The organism is Mesorhizobium sp. M0159 (assembly GCF_040322295.1).
Lineage (GTDB): Bacteria > Pseudomonadota > Alphaproteobacteria > Rhizobiales > Rhizobiaceae > Mesorhizobium.
Genome location: NZ_JAMYTF010000001.1, coordinates 334131 through 354288, shown reverse-complemented (window position 1 = coordinate 354288; position 20158 = coordinate 334131). Strand labels below are relative to the sequence as shown.

Here is a 20158-nt window from a genome sequence, read left to right as displayed (position 1 = left end):
TGGCGGCTTCACCGCGACGAATGCCGCCCGATCGGCTCCATAGTCGCTGACGCTCGCGCCGGGAGGCTTGCCGGGGTGGAACCGCTCGAAAGCGGCTTCGGATTTGCCGTGCTAAATCCATCGGCAGCGCTTGCGGCCATGCAGTCTGCGAAAGGACGCTGAAATGGACCTTACCGAGATTCTTTCCGCTATCCTGAACCCCGGCGGGATGCAGGGCGCGGCCGCGCAGAGCGTGGGCTTTCCCTCGCAGGGCGTTAGCGACCACAACAACCCTGCTTTGCTTCGGCAAGCGCAGCAGAGGTTTGCCCCTCAGATGCCACAGCAAGCGCCTCAGCAGCAGCCGATGCCTCCGCAGGGCCAGAGGCGGCCAGCAACGCCTCCGCAGCTCAGGCAGGGCGCGCCGGCCCCTGAAAGCTCTCCCCATGCCGGCCCCGCGCCCGCATCTGGTGGTTTTGGCGGCCTTGGTGATTTCCTGCAGAACATCATCGCGCCCAATCGTGCCGCCCAGAATGTCACGGCAAAGTGGCTGCAAAGCCAGGGCCTTGATCCAGGCACGGCCACAGTTCTTGCGTCGGACAAGAGCGCATTGCGCTCCTACATCGTTCAGAGGTCGAAAAGCCAGGAGCCGAATGAATACGACCAGCGGGCTGCGGTGGCCGTGCAATACAATCTAGACCCCGCCACGCCAGAGGGCAGGAATTACATCCTGACCGGGAAGCTCGGCGGCGACGAAAACAAACCGACCAGCGACATCCAGAATTTCCAGTTCGCCAAGCAAAACGGCTATCGGGGCTCATTTGAGCAGTGGACGAAAGACAACAAAGGCGGCGTTAACGTCAATCTGCCGGGCGCCCCGAACATCGGCCCCATTCCTTCCGGTTATGCGGCAAAACAAGACCAGGCAACCGGCGCTTGGACCATGCAGCCTATTCCGGGTGGTCCTGCTGATGAATCATTGGCCAATGCGACCAAAGGTGAAAACGCTGCCACGGCAACAGATGTCATCACGGGCGCGGCAAGCAAAATCAGGACGCTTTCAAAGGAGCCCGGCGCAACCGGCCTGGTTGGGGCTGGCGCCTCCTATATCCCGAACACCCCGGCTGCCGAGGTTTATCGGCAGGTCGATGTTCTGAAGTCGAATGCCACTGTCGAAAACCTCAACGCCATGCGGGCGCAATCCAAGACCGGCGGCGCGCTCGGCAGTGTGACAGAAAAAGAAGGCGCGATGCTTGCGGCCAAATCCGGTGCGCTCGATCCCAAGTCCCCGTACTTCCAGGACCAGCTAGACGACTACGAGCGGACCTTGCTCCGCATCGTTCACGGCAAATCGACCGGCGACCGGATATTTGAGGCAACGCGCCAAGGCTCCGATGCGGGCCCGTCTCGGATCAACAATCCAAATCCGCCCTCTGCCATTCCAGGTGGCGGCAAATACCGGAATCGAGCCGTGAACCGGCAGACCGGCGAGACTATAGAGTGGGACGGTAGCAACTGGGTGCCAGTGCAATGAACGGTCAGATACCGCCCCCGCCGCCGGGCTTTGTCATCGTGGATGACCCTCGCCGGCAAACGGCAGCTAATGCCAAGCCCGCTCCTCCCCCTGGCTTTGAGATGGTCCCCGCAACAGCGGTTGATCCGACGACAAATCAGCCGCCCGGCGTCCCTGCCTATGACCCTGGTGTTGCCGGCTACAACGTCCAAACTGGTAACGTCAGTGAGCCAAACGATCGGCTTGGCGCGTTTTCCATAGCTGCATTGCGTGGCATTCCGATCCTCGGCCCATCTGTCGACAAGGCGTCCAGCGCCCTCGCTGCTGCGATGCAAATGCCCTTCTCTGATAGATCATTCGGCGAGTTGTATGATGAAAACAATCGCTACGGTGACGCTGTCATTCGCGAGAACCCTCATACAGCAACAGCCGGTGGGGTGACCGGTGCTGTGGCAGGCACCATGCCAGCAGTCCTGGCCGCTCCAGAGGCCTTCGGAGCCGGCCAGGCGCCGCTTTACATCCGCTCGCTCTATTCCGCCCTCACTGGCGCCGGAATCGGTGGCGCTGATGCTGGCGTTCGCAATGGTCTCGAAGCCGTCCCCGAGGGTGCGGCGTGGGGTGCCGGTCTTGGTGCGCTGTTCCCCGGCATCGGCCAATTGATCGGCAAGGGGGTGGGCACAGTTGCTCAACGCTATGCTGGCCCGGCAGTGTCTGCTGCTGAACGCATGTTCGGTCGCGCAGCAGCGTCAGATGCGGCTCTGGACATGGCGCCTCGCCTCAAGGCTCTTGGCGATAGTGGCATGCCGATGGATCTCGGGCCGAACCTTCAAAGGCAGGCTGGCGCCCTTGCTGCGACGCCCGGTGAAGGGCAGGCAATCGTCCGCGACGCAATCGCCGCGCGCGACGCCGCAGCCAATGCCCGTATCAGGCAAGGCGTCGACAGCACTATCGGCAAAGCTCCAGACCTGACGGCTATCCAGGCCCAAAACAAAGCCAACATGGAAGCGCTTGGCCCCGAATACACCAAGGCATTCCAGAAAGCCCGCGCCGTCGACACCGCCCCCATAGCCGACAATCTCGAAAGCCAGATCGTCAATCTTCGCGGCGATGCCCAGAAGGCGGCCCAGACTGTGCGCAAGATGCTGAACGTCAACGGCACCGATGTGCTCGACCCGCATCCGGGGACGCTATTTCAGACACGCCAGGCCATTGACGGCATGTTGGCGACGGAGACCAATCCGAAGGCCATCGCCGTTCTCGCCGAAGCCCGCAAGGCCATCGACAACCGGCTTGCGGCCTCTGTTCCTGGCATCAAAAGGATCGATGCGCGTTTCGCGGAACTCGCTCGGCAGAATGAAGCTTTGCAACGCGGCCAACAGGCTCTCGATAGCGGGCGCACCGCACCAAGGCCGGCTGAGCTTCAAGCCGATATCGCGAACGGTGCCGTGCCAGTAGGCGACACGATGGGCCCGTCTGCGGTTCCGTTGCGGCTTCGTCAGGGGGCTCGTGCTGAAATCGATCGTATTGTTGGCACGAACGCCAATGACCGCGTGGCGCTGCAGCGGCTAGTGAAGGGTGAGGGTGATTGGAACCGCGACCGCTTGGCATCGCTGTTCGGCCAGGCCCGGGCCGACCGCATCATTGCCATTCTCGACCGGGAGCGCACGTTTGCCGATACCAGCAACATCGTAACGCGCAATTCCGAGACGGCGGCAAGGTCGGCTGCCATGCAGGACATTGCTCCGGGCAAAACCGGCCCGGGCATTGTTCGCTCGGCGCTCAATCTTCGATTTGGCGACACTGCGGCCGACGCGGTGGATAGGGTCATTGGCGGCGCCAAGTCGGCGTCTCAGCGTGCATCAAACTCGGAGCTGGCGCGCCTGCTTACATCGAACGACCCGGCCATGGTGTCGCGCAAGGTGCTGCTTATCCAGGCAGCGCAGCGCCGGGGGGATATCTCTGCGCAAAGGGCGCGTGAACTCATTCAGTCGATGGCTGTCGCAGCTACACAGCAGCGCCAGGCATTGCCGCCTCGCTAGTCCGCTTCGCGAACGCTCTTGGAGGCAAAACCGATTACGCCGGCCCCAAGGAGAACTCCAACGGCCACGCCGAGACCGAAGTTCTTGTCGATGCCGGTCATGAGCCAATGCAGCCCGAACATCGTGACCGACATCAGAATGAAGGCGGTGGCAATGAGGAACCCGCGAAAATTCTTGCTCATCGCGAAAACATAAGCCCGGCGAGTCGTGCTGTCCAGATAACCGAACCAATGAGAGCAGAAGCGAGATGACTATACCAACCTTGGCTGACTACATGGTTTTCGTCGAAGAGCGCATGGTGTCGGCATCTGTCGATATGGATGCCGAGCTTGCACAGAGCCTTTCAGATGTCTTCACATGCGCGACGGCGACCGAAACCGACCTGTTCAACTTCATCGCCTATAGCCAGGGCTGTCACGCTTTGGCGGAAGCATATCGAGAGCGGGGCGACCTCAGCAACGCGGGCCTCTTTCACGCCATGGGGCAGGACTTGCTCAGCAAGGCAGCGGACGCCCTTGCGGATCTGATGGCGATCGGCATTCAACAGATGGGCGTGGCGAGGCACTGATGACCGTTGTCCCAATGCCCAAGCGAGGCAAGACCACAAACTCCATTGCGAAGCCGTATGAGCCGACAACGCGGGAAGTTGCCTCGAAGGCCGCTTACAATAAGCGCCGCGACAGCAAGCGTCCGGTTCCGCAAATAAAAGTCACGATGAGCGAAGACGGCGGTAGGCGCGTCGCATCGCTCACGGTGGACCACCCCGACCCGGCACTGGGCTATGAGCTATTGGCCGAAGCGGTAGGGGCCGATAACGGCACTTTCCTTGCCGGCACTCTCGATTCGCTCGCCAAGGTTGCTCAGGTCGGCAACGTGGTGCGTGAGGGCGACATGAACTATGCCCTCTCCATGGTGTGCGGGCTCCGGCCGAAGGACCAGATCGAAGCGACTCTCGGTGTCCAGATGGCCGCTATCCACATTGCCACGATGAATACTGCTGTGTGCATGGGAGAAGCCAAGACGTGGGAGTTGAGGGAGGCGCACGAGCGGGCATTGAACCGCCTTTCCCGTACATATGTGGCTCAGATTGAGGCCCTGAAACGCTATCGCAGCAAGGGAGAGCAGCGCGTGATTGTCGAGCGCGTGAACGTGGAAAAGGGCGGCCAGGCTATCGTCGGCAACGTCGCTCATGGGGGCGGGGTAGCTGAAGAAAATGATTGATAACCCCATGAACCGCGCACCGCGTTGTCAGGCTCGCAGCAAGCGCAGCGGCGTTGGCTGCAAAGCGCCGGCAAAGCGCGGGCATCGGGTTTGCCGATTTCACGGTGCAGGCGGTGGAGCACCAAGAGGGCTTGCGCACGGGCTATATAAGCATGGTCGGTTTACGTGTGAGGCTATCGCAGGCAGGCAGGCTATATCAGCGCTGATTTCGGAGGCGCGGCGGGCCGCGAACGCTGTGGACTAGGCCGATTACCGAATCGGCGAATGGATGGGGACACAACGCTGTCAAGACGTGCTGTGGAAAGAGTGCTAGAATCATCCTATCTAAAGGCTGTGTTTGATACGGGAGATGTAGTTGCATGGCGCGATACGACCAGCGCGCAATCGCAAATGAAATTCTGAAAAGGGCGTGGAAGCGCGACCTGAAGATCACGAAGATGCACCTAATTAAATTGGTGTTCCTCGTGCACGGATGGTCTTTGGCATTTTTTGATGAACCTCTTGTAGACGGGCAGCCGCAGGTGTGGAAGCTCGGGCCGGTTTACCCGAAACTTTACAATGCGCTTAGCGGATACACGAGCCAGCCTGTTAACAAGCTTTTGACGGATGAGTTCATGGAATTGCCGTACGCGGCGGATGACCTGGCTCTCCCTGCAAAGCGCTTGATCACCAACGTTGTTGACTCTTACGGAAAAATGCATGCGTTTTCTTTGTCGGACTTGACCCATAAAGACGGGTCACCATGGGCGACAACTTTAGAAGATTCCGGCAACTACGCCTCGATCCCCGAGGCGACGATGAAAGAATATTACAACAATGTCCGCAAAGAGCGCGGCTGGGCCAAAAACACCTTCGACTAAAAGTGCGGAGCCAAGAGTTGACTTGGCTCCCACTGACGATGGGCCAGACGTCCTCTCTCGCATAGAGGCGAGCTGGCCGGCAATTGAAGCCCTGCTCGAATCTTCCGGGCGAAACGCCGAGCTCGACAAAGAGCTTATGGCCTACCTCACCGACCTAAAAACCGACAACGAACAGATTCGCTCTATTCGGTGGGTCACGCTAGCATTGAGCGCAGTTTTCGTTGTGTTTTTGTGGGGGCTCGTCTTGAGCTTGGTGTTCTGGCACCACTTCACATTTTTCATAATGGGCGAAAACACCCGCGTGGCGCTGTTTGCGGGCTCGATGCTGCTATCCGGTCTTATAATTGTCGCTGTGCTTAAGGGCGCGTTCCGCATGGCAAGGGAACGCCATGAGGAAGCAATCCCCGAAAACCTACGGTTAATCGCTGGCCTTGTTGCGTCCGGCAAGGGCGCTGGGCATGGCTGACTGACTTCAATTCGCCGGCACGTTTTGCAGGCTCTCGGCACAAACACTTTACCGAATACGCAGGGCCTTCATGATCTTCTCAAGCATCGCTTCGGGTGGGCGAGGATCAAGAACCACGCCCAAAATAGTGTTGCAGTGAGGGCAAGCGGCGCTGAACGCCTTTAGGCTCATCGTGCCGTCGCTGATGTTCATGTGTTCCATGCGACCCTGTTGCACGACGTTCTCACACTTTGGGCATTTGCCATTCAACATGATTTCCTCCCGACCAAGGTACAAAATCACCGTCGCAGCGCTAGCACAAGTGGGTCTTCCCTTTAGAAGGCATCGCGGCTTCAACTTAACGCGCCTTGGCATTCGCCAAGGGCAAGCCCAATATCGCCATGCCAGCTGCGCGGCTCGCACATGATGGGAGGGACTACAAATGAAGACTTCAATCGCTAGGCTTGCAGTCGTTTTTGTGCTCGTCGCAGCATCCGCAGAGATTGCCAGGGCCGACGTTGAGGAATGTCAGAATGCGGTCGACAGCTTCAACAGCGCAACAAGCGACATCTCGTACGCGCTCAAACGGTATGCGAATTGTGTCGGTGGTAGCCAAGGTCGCGACGACTGCTATTCCGAGTTCCGGCGCCTTAAGTCGGCTCAGGACGATTTTGAATCGGCAGTCTCTAGTTATGGAAGCAACTGCGAATAGAAGCGTTCGCTCGATCATTGCTATCTGATTATTGCGTACCAGGCCCGCTCCCATCGCGGGTCGAAGGTGCGCCACTCCTCGTCGGTCAACTTTCGTCCGCCTGTCATTCCGGCCTCACCACATTGCGCCGCTCGAAGTCATCAACGTCCGAAGGCTTGATGCGAAGAAGCTTGCCAAATCTGAAGTGAGGCAGGTCACCCCTCTTGATCAAGTTTCGCACATGGCGCTCCGAACAAAGCCATCGCGTCGCCAGTGTTCGAGGGGAATAAGCATTCGGGTGCCGCTCTGGCTCACTGCCGGCTGTCCCGTGCCCTAGGAGCTGGAGGATGGCCACTGCTGCGTCGTATGCCGCCCGGTCTGCGCTTCGCAACATCTCAAAATAGGAGGCCAGCAACTTCCTACGAACTGGATCTCGGCCCGCCGCTATTTCTTCGACGGCCCGTCTAACCAGTGCTTCATCTGGTGCCCGACGATCAGTGAGAAGCGCCAGGGTCGGAAACTTGTCCATTGCTTACCTGGGTACCCCATGTCTTTACCTGAACCGATCAGCCCGCGATCAAGCAGGCCATTTCAAAATGTCGTGCAGTTCACGGTGCTGCCGAAGCGGTTGCACGTCGTTGTTTTTGGCTGACTGTTTTGCATGTTGGTAAAAGCCGCATTCGCTCTGGCAGATGCCCTGCCGCGAGACGAAATGGATTCGTTTTGGATGCATTGAGCCATGGCTGGCGTTCCCGGCTCGAAGCCGTAGGAGACGCATCGGTTCCGGAAATAGGTTGCCTGTTCCGTCTGCGGTGTGGTGGCAAACCAAGCCGGTGAGCCAGGCATCCCAAGCCCCGAACCGGAGCACCCGCTCAAAAGGATAATCGCGGCCCCGGCCGCCGCGAAGGTGTGATGTTTGCGCAATGTGATTTCCCCCTGCCACACTGAACGTCAAAAGCTTCGCCCTCGCAAGGGCGCAATTGACGATTTGAGCAGAAGGAATGCCGCCGCCGGAAGGTGCTAATGGGCTGTCACTCGGTAACGGCAAGGTAAAGGGCAAGCGAGGCGTCATAAATAGAGTTTAGCGGGTTGCTAGTGCAGTAGTTGGTGACCCACAGTTCCAGCGCTTCGCGATCGACAGTTTTGAAGCGCGAGCTCTTCCCGCTTCGCGAAGAGCTAGCCATGTCCAATCCGGACACATAGCCCAGCACCCAGCTCATGGAGACTTCTCGCGTGGTTTCTTTGGTCGCCACCCAACTGGGGCAAGTTTGGATGCCCGCGCCTATCACTGTGTAAGGCGTTGCGTAGGAGGCGCTGGATCCAATCATTAGTATGCAAAGTGCTGCTGTAACGCGGGTCATTCCCAATCAAACTTTCTGCCGCAGGCGGTCGCCCGAGCCGTTGCCGTTTTGGCCGATAAACATAATCCCGGCGGCTTTTATATCTCGACCAGGCCACCAGGAGCTTATGAATGCGCGCCGGGGCGTCATAACGAGGGCACGCGGCATTTCAGCCTCATTGTCCTAATGTGGGCTGGTGTCGTGTAGAGGTTCTTCCCAATGCGCTCAACGGTCAGGTTTCCACGCCTGATTTCAGCGCGCAGGGCAGAGACTGACACGATTCCCCTCAGCAGAAGGTCGCACGCCTCCTTGAGAGTGATTGGGTCATCATCCAGCAGATCTTCGCGCCTACGTTTCATAAGGTCGGCCCGCTCCACCACTACCGAACGATTGCATACCAAGCTCGCTCCCAACGCGGGCCGAAGACGTGCCACTCTTCTTCCGTCATTTCTCTGCCGCCCGTGCTTTGCGCGACTTCCCGAGCGCTTCTGGCGTCTAGGATGTACGTCGATGAAAGGATGGCTTTAACCGCCGCCTCGTCCTCAGGATGGTTGCGCAAATACTCGATTGCCCTTCGTGTCCGCGCATTGTGCTTCATCTTGCGGAACATGGTTCAGCCTTTGGTCCCAGGCTTTGCGAGTCGCACGCCGGCGCCGCCGCCATTCTCGGGGATAAATACCACGCCAAGACGCTCCATGGCCTGCACCATAGCTGTGAGATTGTTGGCCACGGGGACGGATCGCCCAGCTTCAAAGTTTCGAACCGTCGATAATCCGACCCTTGCAGCCTTGGCGAGATCGTCTTGCGATATGTTGGCCAGCCCTCGGGCCGCTCTGCATTGCTCTGGCGTCATGGTGCGGGTTAATTCCTTTCCCAACTAATTTCACCACCTATAACGAAAATCGTTTGACGTGGCTATAGGCAATGATTTAGGTTGCAATTAACGAAAAGCGTTAACCGATGAACCAGAAGCAAAATGTTCAACCGCTCGGAAATCATGAAGGCAGCCTGGCTGAAGTGGAAAGCCCACTTCGATGCCCGTCCTTACCTAACGCGCAAGCTGAACCGCGCCGACTTCGGTTTCTATCTCGCCGCCGCTTGGCGTGAGGCGAAGGCGGCCCAAATGACCGCGACAGAGCGCCAAGCTGATCGCATCGAGGTTGAGATTGATCGCCTCAAATATCAGTCGTTGCGCGTCAACATCGAACCCCGCCGGCGCCAACTTCAAACCGAGCTTGCAGCCCTCGCCGGATAGGCCGGCACAACCGTTCATCAACAAGGGAGAATGACAATGCCAAACACCTCTGTTTGGGCAGCCGCCGAAGGTGTGCCCGCGATCAAGCGCCGCCGCATGCTGCTCGGGCTCGCGGCCGCTTCAACCGCTGCCGCCGCTGTCACAGCCGCGTCGGCCGCCGGTTGCGCACCTGTCGAAAACCCGGAACTGGTTCGGCTCGGCGGCGGGCTTGCTGCCGTTGCCGAAGAGTACCGAATTGCGGTGGCTGAGCGGAAAGCAATCGTCAAAGAGTGGTCAAAGGTCTGGCCGGTCGCACCTGACGAAATTATCTCAGACAGGCAATACGGCGGCGGCCCAATTGAACGCGACATCACTGGCACTGGCGTCGGGCGTCCAGGCAGTAACGATCGGCCGCTCGTTATTGTGACCTGCGACGATCTGGAATGGGAGCTGACCCGCGCTAAGGGCATCCTCAAGGGCAAATCGATCGACAAGCGGTCAGTTGGTGGCCTTCCTGACCGCGCGGCATGGGAAAATCGGCTCGGCGCTATCGTGGCGCAATATACCGCTGCCTCCAAATACGAGGCTGAGAAGGCGCGTGTTCTTAAGGCGTCTGGCTACAAGGCGGCGAACGAGCGCAAGCATGCGGCGGCGGGTGCGCTGATCGGCATCATCAACAACATCATGGTGCAATCCGAAACGACCATGGCCGGTGTGGTCATCAAGGCTCAAGCCCTTGCGGCGTGGGGTCTCGTTTCAGACTGGCAACGATACACCATCGCCGCCGCGGATTGGGGTCCGGCACTGGCCGCCTCCGTCCTTCGCTTGGCAGGGGAGGCATGACGATGGCCGACGCCAAGGAAAAGATGACTTTCCACGACCTGGAGCCGCTGATCTGCGATGCGGATAACATGATGGACGTTCTCGTGAACATGCTGGATCAGACCGGCCTTACATCCAACGAAGTGGTGCTTACTGACCGGGATCGGGAGCTGATTTCCTTCATGGTCAACGTCGCAGTTGATATGACACAGAAGGTGAGGAAGGCCTATTACGAAGCCTTCGAAGGAAAGGCATCATGAGCGCGCCTTCGGACGACCTCAACGACCTGCAATCCGATATCGGGAACCTGCACCAGTTGCTCGAAGTGCTCTTTGATCGGACCATGGAACAGGAGTTCGAGCGCGACGGCAAGAGGGTCGCATTGCCGGACCAAATATGCGCGCTGGCGATGATCGGTCGGGACCTCGCCGAACGCCTGAACGAAGCGGCGGACGCCTGTCTTAGCAGGGTGCTCGCCGACAGCAGGGCTATGAAAACGGGGGCATGAGCCCTTAACGACTGGAGGATGCCAAGCCCGCTGCGGGGTCGGTCAGCTGCTGCGTCATTCGGATGAACTCCATCGGTCTCCCAGATTGAAAGAAGCATGGGCGCCGGCGGGAAAGACTGCAAGCCGCTTACGAGCGTGAAACGATGGGGACTGACACCCCTTCAGAAGAGCGTCTGAAAACAGACGGGAAACAGGGACAAGTCAGCTCGGAAATTCCATTGCGCTCTATGCGCTTAGGCCGGTTTAATCCCCACTGAAAACAGCGACGGATCAGCTACGGCCGCCAGTTATGCGTTGGGTCCTGCGGCTGCAGCGAGGATGGCTCCCTGATGTCTGGAAACCCTGACAATACAGGCAGGAAATAGGCTGACGGCTCGCTGAAAACAGCGGCGGAACAGCAGCGGCGGCTGACCCTTTTGAACCTTTTGAGTGTTTGCTGAAGGGGCTTATCCAAATTTTCGGCCGCTCGTCGGCGATGCCTCTCCCGCTGATAATACAGTGAGGGAACAGCACCTCCGTGGCGAGCACAAGTATATACGCCACGCTTCGCTGCTAGGCTTCGGCGACGAACCGGAGCGCCCAGGGAACTAAGGGTCCGCCTGCCAAATCCAGTAATGGCCGGCGGACCCTATCAGCGCATGAAGGGACTTTCTATGCGCAGATACGAACTTTGGGCTGGAGTGTCATTTTTCAGCTGGCGACCATTCCTATCACCAAGAATGTAATGGAAACGGCGAAAACTGGTGCAAGCAACCAGCGGGCTTGGTGGACACTATTTTCCATGAGCCGTTTCTCCTCGATGAGTTCGCAAGAACGGGACAAGGAATGTCGCGGTTCCGCGCGACAGCTTGTTCAGACCATTACGTCTAGCGTTTCAGACTTAGGTCCGACGGTTTAAGGAACTAAGGCCGGCCGAGGAACGTTCGTTGGTTAGCTCACGTTGTGGTGAGCTTGGCGCGATGAAGATGCGTCCCGGCAATTTTCAACAAGGAGACAGCTATGAGAATGCATCTTTCCACCGCAGCCGCGGGATTTCTGCTGCTGGCCGGCATTGGTGCCGCTGCTGCTCAGGACGTGATTATCGAACCGCAGCAGGAAACCGTCATCAAGGAATACGTGAAGAAGCAGCCGCTCGCATCGGTGAAAATCCCTGGAGTGGAGCTTAATATCGGCTCGCCCCTCCCAGACACCGTCGAGCTTCACGAGGTCCCGAACGTCAAATACCGTTACGTTGTGGTCGACGGCAGAACCGTCCTTGTCGATCCTGGCACACGCAAGATTGTCAAAGTCTACGACTGATCTCATCGGGGGAGCGATGGGCAGCGGGGCGAGGTGTGGCCGGGCAAATGATGGCCTTGGCAAGTGCCTCGCCCTTCAACTAGACGGTGGCTTCGCTCGCCGAGGCCCCTTTGCGCGCAACAGTCAAGCGCCAGGTTCGCGATGGAGTACGATACCGCTGTCCCTACTCCTTACAGTGCTCGTAGTGGGGGTCGTCCCTAGCTGATCGGTAGTCCGGTGGGCATCTGCGGCCTCATAGGACCTATCCAGAGCCGTATAGGCCGCTCTCGGGCAGCAGTGGGGAGCCTTAATTCTGCCCCCGCAGGATCAACACAAGCGCGGCAAATAGCGCGAAGATCAGACAGAACCACATGCCGCTCTTTTTTCCTTGATGAGATCTGGCGACACCGCAAACGCTTCCTGCATTAGTGGAACCTAATGTAACTCAGCGGATTGAATCGCGTTCCGCGAGTGCCGTTCATGCGTTTGAAGTTCATCCCGCCGCTGATGCCGACGTTGGTAGAGAAGCCTCCCGAGGGCGACGACTGGATTCACGAGGTCAAGTTCGACGGCTACCGATCGCAGATCGTCATAGACGAAGCCGGCACGCGCATCTTCACGCGCAACGGGATGGACTGGACGGCGAAATATCCCGATTTGGTCGAAACGGCCAAAGTGCTCAACGTCGACAGCGCCATCGTCGACGGGGAAATCATTGTCCCGAATGAAGCTGGCCTTGCCGACTTCGCGGCTTTGCGGAAGGCGATTACCCGGCGCCAGCATGACCTCTATTTCGTCGCCTTCGATCTCCTGCATCTCAATGGCCATGACCTTTGCGACCTGCCTCTGGAACATCGGCGCGAACTACTTGTCGGCTTGATCCCCGCGGGAAGTCGCATCCAGTTCAGCGAGTCTCTTCCGGGCGAAACCAAAGCAATCTTTCACCTGCTCGATAAGGCCGGGATGGAGGGGATGGTTTCGAAGCGCCGCAAGAGCAAGTATCGCAGTGGGCGGTCGATCAACTGGGTGAAGGCGAAGTGCTACGCCGTTGACGAATTCGAGCTGCTCGGCGTCGAGCGCGAGGCCGGAAAGCCGGCGTTCGCCCTCATGGGGGAGATCGGCACGCGAAGATATGTCGGGTCTGCCTTTATCAATTCAAGCCGCGAGATCCGCGAGCGGCTATGGAAGCGCGTCCAGGAGCATGCCGGACCGGCGCCGAAGGGCATGAAGCGGCCGGCCACACAATGGGTCAAGCCGGGACTGATCGGCCGCGTGAAGCACCTTCGAGGCGAGGAAGACTTGCGCCACGCCTCGCTGCAGGATTTCCGCGAAGACGATTGAACCTTGGCGCGTTGGTCGGTGCTGAATGCAGCGATTCCCCGCTGCCCGCTAGTTCGCTGGCCCCGTGCCGTGCCATCGGATGAAAGCTGCATCCTTGCCGGTAATGTCCTTCACTGATTTCAACAGGATTTCATGGACCGCTCGAAGCGCTCGATAGTGGTCGCAGGTAGGCGATAGCAGCGGCCGGACAATGCTCTTGTGAAGCTCTTCCGCAGCCGCCATGAAGCGGTCGATCTCGGTGTGTGAAAGTTGCTTGGATGGTTTGGTTCTGGCCATTGTGCGATCTCCGTTAAGTGGATCGCCGCACCGGCACAATGAGGACCATATTCCTAATTCGACCGCAAGAGATATTCTGCAAGAGGGGCGTCGCGACGGTATGGAAGCGTTGGCTGCCCTAGACCCACGCCTCCAGCGCGCGCGCACCCCTCAAAACGGGCTCGGTGGAAGGCTTATTTGACCGTTATTTGACGGTTTTACCTGCCGACGCGCTAAGTAGTTGAAATCCTTGGTACGCCCAAGGGGAATCGAACCCCTGTTCCCGCCGTGAGAGGGCGGTGTCCTGACCGCTAGACGATGGGCGCGTTCAAGAACCGGCGATATAGGCTGACGGCTGGCAAAAAGCAACTAGGGTTAAGGCTGCCGATCGCGCCGGTGAAATACTCAGCTGCAAGCCTAGCGTTTTGGCTCGATCAGGTCCCAGAGATTTCCATAGAGATCGGCGAAAACCGCCACAGTGCCATAGGTCTCGTGCCGGGGCGCCTCATGGAATTCGATGCCCTTTTCGAGCAACAGCGCATGGTCACGGGCAAAATCGTCGGTTTCGAGGAACAAAAAGACCCGCCCGCCGGTCTGGTTGCCGACGGCGTGCCTTTGCGCATCGCCGGATGCCTCGGCGAGAAGCAGCCGCGCGCCCTGCCCGTTGCCCGGCGTGATCGTGACCCAGCGTTTGCCGCCGCCGAGGTCGACATCTTCGGCGACCACAAAACCCAGCCGGTCGACATACCACGAGATCGCCTCGTCATAATTTGCGACGACAAGCGCGACCGTGGCAATGCTGCGGTGTTCGGCAAAACCGGTCATTTGTTCCTGATCGAAAAACGGCCGACGATGCGGCGCTCGGTAATGTCATAGACGAAGATGGCGCGGCTGCCGTCGGGCAGCTCGGTGTCGATCGACAGGTGATTGCCGGACAGCGATTGGCTGATCACCCTGGCGCCGACCGGCAGCACGATGTCGCCGTTGACCGTTTCGCCGATCGGCACCTGGATGTCGCTGCTCAGCGGAGGGGCGGCAGGCGGCGCGTTGCGCGCTTTGTAGACAAGCGCCGCGATCACCACCATAAGGGCGAGGAACAGCAGGCCGAGATTGATGGCGACGAAGCGGACGAGCTTCCTCCGCACCTTTTCGACCTCGGGGTCGAGCGGCTTTTCCTCGTCTTCGTCGGCAAGCGGCCGGGCCATGGCAGCAGATTCCGGAACTGTTTTCGATGAGCGCTCATAACGAAGAGGTCAGACAATTAATAGGGGCCGGACCGATCGTGCTGGAGGCGGGCGCCGATGCGGCCGGCCAGCGGCTCGACCAATGGCTGGCGGCCAGGCTCGGCCCCGACATGTCGCGCAGCCGGGTACAGATGCTGATAAAGCAGGGCGCCGTCAGGATCGGCGGCAGGCCAGCCAGCGAAACGAAGCGCAAGATGGCACAAGGTGACAGCGTGTCGGTCGACATGCCGGAGCCGGAACCGGCGGAGCCGCAAGGCGAAGATATTGCGCTGGACGTCCTCTACGAGGACAGCGAGCTGATCGTCATCAACAAGCCGGCCGGGCTGGTCGTACATCCCGGCGCCGGCAACTGGACCGGCACGCTGGTCAACGCGCTGATCCATCATTGCGGCGACAGCCTGTCCGGCATCGGCGGCGTGAGACGGCCGGGCATCGTCCACCGCCTCGACAAGGAGACCAGCGGCGTCATGGTCGTCGCCAAGACCGATCGCGCCCACAAGGCGTTGTCGGAGGCCTTTGCCGACCACGGCCTGACCGGCGATCTCGAGCGGGCGTATCTGGCGTTGGTCTGGGGCATACCGGCAAGGCCGACCGGGACGGTCGACGCGCCGCTCGGCCGCGCCGCCGACCGGGTACGCCGCGCCGTGGTGCCGCAAGGCCGCGACGATGCCCGCCACGCCGTCACGCATTTCACCGTCGTTGAGCGCTTTGGCGAGCAGCAGCAGGAATTCGCCACGGCGAGCCTGGTCGAATGCCGGCTGGAAACCGGTCGCACTCACCAGATACGCGTCCACATGGCCCATATCGGCCATCCGGTGATTGGCGACCCCGAATACGGCCAGGCTTTCCGCACCAAGGCCAATCGGTTGCCCGAGCCGCTAAGAAGCAAGGTAAAGGCGTTTCCGCGACAAGCTTTGCACGCCCGCCTCCTTGCATTTCGGCATCCGGATACCCATCTAACGATGAGGTTCGAAGCACCGATACCGTGGGACATGGAGGAACTCGTCGACGGCTTCCGCAAGCTCTGAACCAACCACCTGAAAACCTGACCGGCGTTGTTCACTTCAACGTGACACACTGTTTCGTGTTGAACAAATGCCTGTCTTTCTGGTTTTGTTCCTATATATGTCGGTTGGCGCGAATGTGCCTTTGGCATTCGCGCCACATGCCCGCCGCGTTTCGGGGGCATCACTCCAATAGAGAGGGGGCGCTATCATGGCCCAGTCATTACCCAGTATCGTTTCCGGCGAAGGCGGTCTCAGCCGCTACCTGGAAGAAATCCGCCGCTTTCCGATGCTTCAGCCGCAGGAAGAGTACATGCTCGCCAAGCGCTATGCCGAGCATGAGGACACCACGGCTGCGCACAAGCTCGTCACCAGCCACCTTCGGCTCGTCGCCAAGATCGCCATGGGCTATCGCGGCTATGGCCTGCCGATCGGTGAGGTGATCTCGGAAGGCAATGTCGGCCTGATGCAGGCCGTCAAGAAATTCGAACCGGAGCGCGGTTTCCGTCTCGCCACCTATGCGATGTGGTGGATCAAGGCCTCTATCCAGGAATACATCCTGCGCTCGTGGAGCCTGGTCAAGATGGGCACCACCGCCAACCAGAAGCGCCTGTTCTTCAACCTGCGCAAGGTGAAGGGCAAGATCCAGGCGCTCGACGAAGGCGATTTGAAGCCCGACCAGATCACCGAGATTGCCACCCGGCTGAACGTCTCGGAAGCGGAAGTCGTGTCGATGAACCGCCGTCTGTCGGGCGACGCCTCGCTCAATGCGCCCATCCGGGCCAGTGAAGGCGAGTCCGGCGAATGGCAGGACTGGCTGGTCGACGACCACGAAAGCCAGGAAGAGATGCTGATCGAGCAGGACGAGCTGGAAAACCGGCGCGGCATGCTGTCGGGCGCTCTTGCCGTGCTCAACGACCGCGAACGCCGCATCTTCGAGGCGCGCCGCCTCGCCGATGAGCCGTTGACGCTTGAAGAGCTGTCGGCCGAGTTCGATATCAGCCGCGAGCGCGTGCGCCAGATCGAGGTGCGCGCCTTCGAGAAGGTGCAGGACGCGGTCAAGGCCGCAGCCAAGCGCCAGACGCAGGCGCTGCGCACCATCGAGGCGCAGCCGGCGGCGTAAGGCCTTCCAAGGGAACAAATAACGGCGGCGTCAGGTAACTGGCGCCGCCGTTTCTTTTTAGAGGGTTGCCGGTTCCGCGGCGCCTTTTGCGGATGTCCGATCCGCCGTCGTAATTGCTCAGTAGTCTCGCCATGGCGTCCGCAGACGATCTCATCCACAGCGGTATTATCGCAATTTTCCCCAAGCCCTGAAAACCGCAACGCTGCAAGCTGTAGCGGCAATGTTCCGCGCCGACCGGGGCATTTCAAAACCCGGCGCTTGCGACAGGCGGGGGCGACAACGGGCGCCGGGGCCGCGCCGGGCAGTTGAGCCTATTGAAAACGAAAGGCAGTGTGACGATGACCATTTCTCCGTTCCTGGCCGCTCTCGGATCCGAAGGTCCGCCAGCCGACCGAGCGAAAGACATGGCCCTGTATGGATGGCTAATTGGAAGCTGGGAAATGGACTCGGTCCACTACCTCGACGACGGCGCAATCCAAAAATGGGATGGCGAATGCCATTTTGGCTGGGTGCTCGAAGGCCGCGCGATTCAGGACGTTTGGATCAGGCCCAAGCGCCCTGCGCCGTCGACGATGTATGGTACGACCTTGCGCATCTTCGACCCTGGGATCGATGGCTGGCATATCATATGGAACGACCCGCTCAACCAGGATCGCTCGCGCCAGATCGGCCGGGCCGAGGGTAAGGACATTGTCCAGCTCGGCAATGACTCGCGCGGTCTGCAAACTCGATGGCGTTTCACTGAGATCACTGCCACCAGCTTCCATTGGATCGGCGAGGAAAGATCTTCCGAGAGCAACCCTTGGCAAATCACGTATGAACATTTAGCCCGCCGAACAAAACCCTGACGCTGGACTAAACACTTAGCTGGCGTCTGCGCCGCTCCTCATCCGGCTACCGCAACCGTCTTCCGCATGGACCTATCGGATGCAAACATCGCAAAAATCGAATCAGGATCAATAACTTGGATGACCATCGCAGAACGATGAGGGCGGCGCCGAGTCTGAAATAGCATTGTAGTGCCAGCGACCCATCTCCTCACAGGCAATCGAGCGGAAATTTCAGATAGCGCCGCCCGTTGGATTCCGGTTCCGGCAGGCGTCCACCATTCATATTGACCTGCAGCGCGTGCAGGATCAGCCGCGGCATCGGCAACGTCCTGTCGCGGGCCTGGCGGAGCGCGACGAAGTCGGCTTCCGTCTTGCAGCCGGCAACATGGATGTTGCCGGCTTTCTGCTCCGCGACCGTGCTTTCCCACCGCGCTTCGCGACCGCCCGGCTGGTAGTCGTGACCGACGAACAGACGTGTCTCGTCCGGCAGCGCCAGGATGTCCTCGATCGAACGCCAGAGCCGCTCGGCACTGCCGCCCGGAAAGTCTGTCCTTGCGGTGCCGCTGTCCGGCATGAACAGCGTGTCGTGGATGAAGGCGGCGTCGCCAATGACGTAAGCGATCGAGGCCAGTGTGTGGCCCGGCGAGAACAGCACTCTTGCCGGAAGGCCGCCGACCGAAAAAGTTGCGCCGTCGGCGAACAGCCTGTCCCATTGCGAACCGTCGGCGGGGAATTCCGGCCAGTTGTAGATCACCTTCCACAATTTCTGGACGTCGATGACCTTTTCGCCGATTGCCGTCGGCGCTCCGGTTCTCCCCCTCAGATAATGGGCGGCGGAGAAATGATCGGCATGCGGATGCGTGTCGAGGATCCACTCGACCTCCAGCCCGCTTTCCCTGACGAAGTCGAGCAGGGCGTCGGCGTTTTTCGTTGCCGTTGCACCGGACCTTTCGTCGAAGTCGAGCACCGGATCTATGATGGCGCATTTGCGGGTCGCCATGTCGGCGACCACATACTGGACGGACCCGCTCGGCTTGTCATAGAAGCCGGTGACCTGCGACCTGGCCGATAATGCGTCCAATCCCAGCCCCCTTGATCCTCACCGTGGCAGGAATGACTTTCTCTGCCACGGCAAATGAAAGGCATGGTTGTCCGTCAACCAGGCGCCGTCAAGCACCCCATACTCACACGACCAGGAAAACCGAAAATTCTCCGTGCCGCCTCTGCCTGCTCAGGCGGAAGGCTGCTTGGTTTTCCTGAGATATGGCAGGATCGTCTCGTAGGCGCCGAAGCGCTTGATGGCATCCTCATTGGAGACGGCAGCGGTGATGATGACGTCCTCGCCCTGCTTCCAGTTCGCCGGCGTCGCCACCTGGTGCTTGGCGGTCAGCTGCATGGAATCGATGGCGCGCAGGATTTCGTCGAAGTTGCGGCCGGTCGTCATCGGATAGGTGAGAACCAGCTTGATCTTCTTGTCGGGCCCGATGACGTAAACCGAACGCACCGTGGCATTGTCGGCGGGCGTGCGGCCTTCCGAGCTCTCGCCGGCACCCGCCGGCAGCATCTCGTAAAGCTTGGCGACCTTGAGATCCTTGTCGCCGATCAGCGGGTAGTTCACCGAATGACCGGTCGCGGTCTTGATGTCGTTCTGCCACTTTTCATGGCTTTGGACGGGATCGACCGAGATGCCGATGATCTTGACGTTGCGCTTCCTGAACTCGCCTTCGAGCCCGGCCATTGTGCCGAGTTCGGTCGTGCAAACCGGCGTAAAGTTCTTGGGATGGCTGAACAATACCGCCCAGCCGTCGCCGATCCATTCATGGAAGCTGATCGGTCCTTGCGTGGTCTCAGCGGTGAAGTCCGGTGCGATATCGTTGATGCGAAGGCTCATGACGTGTCCCTTACCCTGTGCGTGCAGATCGCAGCCGGCGTTGCCCGGCGCTGCTTTTGCCTTTCTATCACTCCGGCGTCATCCTTCAAACGCCTGTTGCGCCGGCATCAAGGCCGGCGGCGAAATATTTTCATTGCTTCTCGGCAAATGCAGCAGGAATTTTCGCTGCGCTGGTTCAGGCCTTGTTCACTGCCAGCGTCGTCGCCAGGTCTTCCATGCGCTGGGCCAGTGCGCCGAGCGCCCCGGTCAGCACGGAATCGTTCTTGTCGGCCTTGGTCAGTGCGTCGTCGCGCGTCTTGCGCAGCGTCAGCACTTCGCTTTCCATGCCCTTGACCCGCTTCTGCAGTTCCGAAAGCTCGTCCATGACCATGATGCCGGCCATCACGGTCAGCCGCTGGTCGCCGATCTCGCCAAAAGAATCCTTCAGATGCGAGACATAGCGGTCGAAGCGCTCGGCAAGATCGATCAGATGCTCTTCCTGGCCCTCGTCGCAGGCCATCCGATACTGCTTGCCGTCGATGGAAACCGTGACTTGTGCCATTG

27 protein-coding genes and 1 tRNA gene are annotated in these 20158 nt (G+C 59.6%); 15 read left to right on the top strand and 13 right to left on the bottom strand.

Going from position 1 to position 20158, the window contains the following annotated elements; genetic code table 11:
* Positions 1-163 precede the first annotated feature (163 nt).
* Positions 164-1510: a hypothetical protein gene (locus NKJ32_RS01810; RefSeq protein ID WP_352826684.1), complete on the top strand. Its 1347-nt coding sequence runs from the start codon at positions 164-166 to the stop codon at positions 1508-1510.
* Between the two features lie 440 nt (positions 1511-1950).
* Positions 1951-3528, top strand: coding sequence for a hypothetical protein (locus NKJ32_RS01805; RefSeq protein ID WP_352826682.1), 1578 nt, complete (start codon positions 1951-1953; stop codon positions 3526-3528).
* Here NKJ32_RS01805 and NKJ32_RS01800 read toward each other — a convergent pair.
* A complete protein-coding gene (locus NKJ32_RS01800; RefSeq protein ID WP_352826680.1) occupies positions 3525-3710 on the bottom strand; it encodes a hypothetical protein in 186 nt (61 codons plus the stop codon). The genes NKJ32_RS01805 and NKJ32_RS01800 overlap by 4 nt on opposite strands.
* Before the next feature lie 92 nt (positions 3711-3802).
* On the opposite strand from NKJ32_RS01800, the gene NKJ32_RS01795 reads away from it, so the two are divergent.
* The 4 genes from NKJ32_RS01795 (at position 3803) to NKJ32_RS01780 (ending at position 6075) form a co-directional block, all read left to right on the top strand.
* Complete coding sequence (locus NKJ32_RS01795; protein WP_352826678.1) at positions 3803-4096, top strand: hypothetical protein; 294 nt, start codon at positions 3803-3805, stop codon at positions 4094-4096.
* Positions 4096-4749, top strand: a complete 654-nt coding sequence (locus tag NKJ32_RS01790; protein ID WP_352826676.1) for a hypothetical protein — start codon at positions 4096-4098, stop codon at positions 4747-4749. Before NKJ32_RS01795 ends, NKJ32_RS01790 begins: the two co-directional genes overlap by 1 nt.
* A gap of 359 nt (positions 4750-5108) precedes the next feature.
* Positions 5109-5609: a Panacea domain-containing protein gene (locus tag NKJ32_RS01785; protein WP_352826675.1), complete on the top strand. Its 501-nt coding sequence runs from the start codon at positions 5109-5111 to the stop codon at positions 5607-5609.
* Between the two features lie 22 nt (positions 5610-5631).
* Positions 5632-6075, top strand: a complete 444-nt coding sequence (locus NKJ32_RS01780) for a hypothetical protein (protein WP_352826674.1) — start codon at positions 5632-5634, stop codon at positions 6073-6075.
* 48 nt (positions 6076-6123) lie between these two features.
* Here NKJ32_RS01780 and NKJ32_RS01775 read toward each other — a convergent pair whose 3' ends face one another.
* The 5 genes from NKJ32_RS01775 to NKJ32_RS01755 form a co-directional block, all read right to left on the bottom strand.
* Positions 6124-6327 carry a hypothetical protein gene (locus NKJ32_RS01775; protein WP_352826673.1) on the bottom strand — a complete coding sequence of 68 codons (204 nt, stop codon included), beginning with the start codon at positions 6325-6327 and terminating at the stop codon, positions 6124-6126.
* A gap of 542 nt (positions 6328-6869) precedes the next feature.
* Positions 6870-7139: a helix-turn-helix domain-containing protein gene (locus NKJ32_RS01770; protein ID WP_352826710.1), complete on the bottom strand. Its 270-nt coding sequence runs from the start codon at positions 7137-7139 to the stop codon at positions 6870-6872.
* A 197-nt stretch (positions 7140-7336) separates the two neighbouring features.
* Positions 7337-7669: a hypothetical protein gene (locus NKJ32_RS01765; protein WP_352826672.1), complete on the bottom strand. Its 333-nt coding sequence runs from the start codon at positions 7667-7669 to the stop codon at positions 7337-7339.
* Between the two features lie 107 nt (positions 7670-7776).
* Positions 7777-7965 (bottom strand): hypothetical protein, encoded by a 189-nt coding sequence (locus tag NKJ32_RS01760; RefSeq protein WP_352826670.1) that lies wholly within the window; start codon positions 7963-7965, stop codon positions 7777-7779.
* Between the two features lie 733 nt (positions 7966-8698).
* Positions 8699-8938, bottom strand: coding sequence for a helix-turn-helix domain-containing protein (locus NKJ32_RS01755; protein ID WP_352826708.1), 240 nt, complete (start codon positions 8936-8938; stop codon positions 8699-8701).
* A gap of 123 nt (positions 8939-9061) precedes the next feature.
* Here NKJ32_RS01755 and NKJ32_RS01750 point away from each other — a divergent pair, with 123 nt between their 5' ends.
* From NKJ32_RS01750 to NKJ32_RS01725, 6 genes are all read left to right on the top strand, one after another.
* Complete coding sequence (locus tag NKJ32_RS01750) at positions 9062-9340, top strand: hypothetical protein (RefSeq protein WP_352826669.1); 279 nt, start codon at positions 9062-9064, stop codon at positions 9338-9340.
* Between the two features lie 36 nt (positions 9341-9376).
* Positions 9377-10162: a hypothetical protein gene (locus NKJ32_RS01745; RefSeq protein WP_352826668.1), complete on the top strand. Its 786-nt coding sequence runs from the start codon at positions 9377-9379 to the stop codon at positions 10160-10162.
* Positions 10163-10164: 2 nt separating this feature from the next.
* Positions 10165-10401 carry a hypothetical protein gene (locus NKJ32_RS01740; RefSeq protein WP_352826667.1) on the top strand — a complete coding sequence of 79 codons (237 nt, stop codon included), beginning with the start codon at positions 10165-10167 and terminating at the stop codon, positions 10399-10401.
* The gene (locus NKJ32_RS01735; RefSeq protein WP_352826666.1) at positions 10398-10649 is read left to right on the top strand and encodes a hypothetical protein; all 252 of its coding nucleotides are present in this window, start codon (positions 10398-10400) and stop codon (positions 10647-10649) included. The genes NKJ32_RS01740 and NKJ32_RS01735 overlap by 4 nt, the downstream gene beginning before the upstream one ends.
* 999 nt (positions 10650-11648) lie before the next feature.
* A complete protein-coding gene (locus NKJ32_RS01730; RefSeq protein WP_254816945.1) occupies positions 11649-11948 on the top strand; it encodes a DUF1236 domain-containing protein in 300 nt (99 codons plus the stop codon).
* Positions 11949-12407: 459 nt separating this feature from the next.
* On the top strand, positions 12408-13268 hold the full coding sequence (locus NKJ32_RS01725; RefSeq protein WP_352826665.1) for an ATP-dependent DNA ligase: 861 nt from the start codon (positions 12408-12410) through the stop codon (positions 13266-13268).
* Positions 13269-13316: 48 nt separating this feature from the next.
* On the opposite strand, the gene NKJ32_RS01720 is transcribed toward NKJ32_RS01725, so the two are convergent.
* The 4 genes from NKJ32_RS01720 to NKJ32_RS01705 all read right to left on the bottom strand — a co-directional run bounded on the left by NKJ32_RS01720 (position 13317) and on the right by NKJ32_RS01705 (position 14728).
* A complete protein-coding gene (locus NKJ32_RS01720; protein ID WP_352826664.1) occupies positions 13317-13544 on the bottom strand; it encodes a hypothetical protein in 228 nt (75 codons plus the stop codon).
* Between the two features lie 230 nt (positions 13545-13774).
* Positions 13775-13849: transfer RNA gene (locus NKJ32_RS01715), tRNA-Glu, on the bottom strand.
* Positions 13850-13940: 91 nt separating this feature from the next.
* Complete coding sequence (locus NKJ32_RS01710) at positions 13941-14348, bottom strand: VOC family protein (protein WP_352589829.1); 408 nt, start codon at positions 14346-14348, stop codon at positions 13941-13943.
* Positions 14345-14728 (bottom strand): fimbrial protein, encoded by a 384-nt coding sequence (locus tag NKJ32_RS01705; RefSeq protein ID WP_352457953.1) that lies wholly within the window; start codon positions 14726-14728, stop codon positions 14345-14347. The genes NKJ32_RS01710 and NKJ32_RS01705 overlap by 4 nt, the downstream gene beginning before the upstream one ends.
* 26 nt (positions 14729-14754) lie before the next feature.
* On the opposite strand from NKJ32_RS01705, the gene NKJ32_RS01700 reads away from it, so the two are divergent.
* The 3 genes from NKJ32_RS01700 (at position 14755) to NKJ32_RS01690 (ending at position 17742) form a co-directional block, all read left to right on the top strand.
* On the top strand, positions 14755-15795 hold the full coding sequence (locus NKJ32_RS01700; protein ID WP_352571978.1) for an RluA family pseudouridine synthase: 1041 nt from the start codon (positions 14755-14757) through the stop codon (positions 15793-15795).
* 187 nt (positions 15796-15982) lie between these two features.
* Positions 15983-16894, top strand: a complete 912-nt coding sequence (gene rpoH, locus NKJ32_RS01695) for an RNA polymerase sigma factor RpoH (RefSeq protein ID WP_023678514.1) — start codon at positions 15983-15985, stop codon at positions 16892-16894.
* Between the two features lie 338 nt (positions 16895-17232).
* Complete coding sequence (locus tag NKJ32_RS01690; RefSeq protein WP_352696825.1) at positions 17233-17742, top strand: hypothetical protein; 510 nt, start codon at positions 17233-17235, stop codon at positions 17740-17742.
* Between the two features lie 190 nt (positions 17743-17932).
* Here the strand turns inward: NKJ32_RS01690 and NKJ32_RS01685 are convergent, their stop codons facing one another.
* The 3 genes from NKJ32_RS01685 to NKJ32_RS01675 form a co-directional block, all read right to left on the bottom strand.
* A complete protein-coding gene (locus NKJ32_RS01685) occupies positions 17933-18805 on the bottom strand; it encodes an MBL fold metallo-hydrolase (protein ID WP_352574809.1) in 873 nt (290 codons plus the stop codon).
* Positions 18806-18955: 150 nt separating this feature from the next.
* Positions 18956-19615, bottom strand: coding sequence for a peroxiredoxin (locus NKJ32_RS01680; protein ID WP_023678511.1), 660 nt, complete (start codon positions 19613-19615; stop codon positions 18956-18958).
* Between the two features lie 175 nt (positions 19616-19790).
* Positions 19791-20156: a cell division protein ZapA gene (locus tag NKJ32_RS01675; protein ID WP_254816554.1), complete on the bottom strand. Its 366-nt coding sequence runs from the start codon at positions 20154-20156 to the stop codon at positions 19791-19793.
* Positions 20157-20158 lie beyond the last annotated feature (2 nt).